Raw genomic sequence first — 827 nt, forward strand, 5'->3', positions numbered from 1 at the left:
GGCTCGCCGCCCGGCGGGCGCTGGTCGCGCGGCGGGCCAGCGTGCGGGCGCGACGCGCCGCGCTCGTGGCGCGCTTGGCCGAGCGGCGGACCTGCGCCGTGCAGGTGGCGGCGGTCAGCGCGTCGACGCGCAGCACGTCGACGTTCGGGTCGATCGTCTTCTCGTAGGGGACCTTCGAGGGGTCGCTGGTGCCGAAGTCGTTGAGCCGCGCGACCAGGCTGCGGTTGCGGGTGATGCCGTAGAGGGTCGTGTGGCCCCAGCCCGCCGCCGCCGGCCGGAGGCCGTTGGTGGCCCGCCGGATCGCGGTCGCCACGCGGTTGACGATGAACGTGTAGAGCTGCGGATCGGCGGGCGACGGCGCGATCAGGCCGGCCAGGCTGGCGGGGTTGGCCAGGATCATGTCGATGCCCGGCGCCGCGGTGTTCAGCGTCTGGCTGTTGGCGTAGCCACCGGTCCCGGAGTGGGTGTGGGTGGCGGAGATGATCACGTCGCGCTCGCTGAAGCCGAGGTCCGCGACCTTGGCCGCGATCGCCTGCTGGAGGCCCTGCGGGACGGCGAAGTCGGCCATCGCGACGAGCGCGACGCGGCGGCCTCCGCGCTGCAGCACCAGCGCGCTGGTGGTCAGCCGGGTCGAGACGCCGCGGCCGATCCGGTCGGCCCGGGTCCAGCCGCCCAGGAAGTACTTGCCCATCAGCGGCGGCGTCAGGTCGGCGCGCCCGACCCCGGCCCGCAGCACGTCGGCGGGGACGTCCGGCGCCGGCGGGGCGGGGGTGCCGGTCGCGTAGCTCGCGGCCGGCGGCAGCTCGCCGGCGGCCCGCAGCTCGCCC

Annotated in this window: 1 protein-coding gene; it reads right to left on the minus strand. The window is 76.4% G+C overall.

Annotation, left to right across the window (positions count from 1 at the left end):
* The coding region (locus PAI11_RS19530) for a neutral/alkaline non-lysosomal ceramidase N-terminal domain-containing protein (protein WP_040601075.1) at positions 1-827 on the minus strand (827 nt) is incomplete at both ends.

Origin of the sequence: Patulibacter medicamentivorans (genome assembly GCF_000240225.1) — a bacterium.
Lineage (GTDB): Bacteria > Actinomycetota > Thermoleophilia > Solirubrobacterales > Solirubrobacteraceae > Patulibacter > Patulibacter medicamentivorans.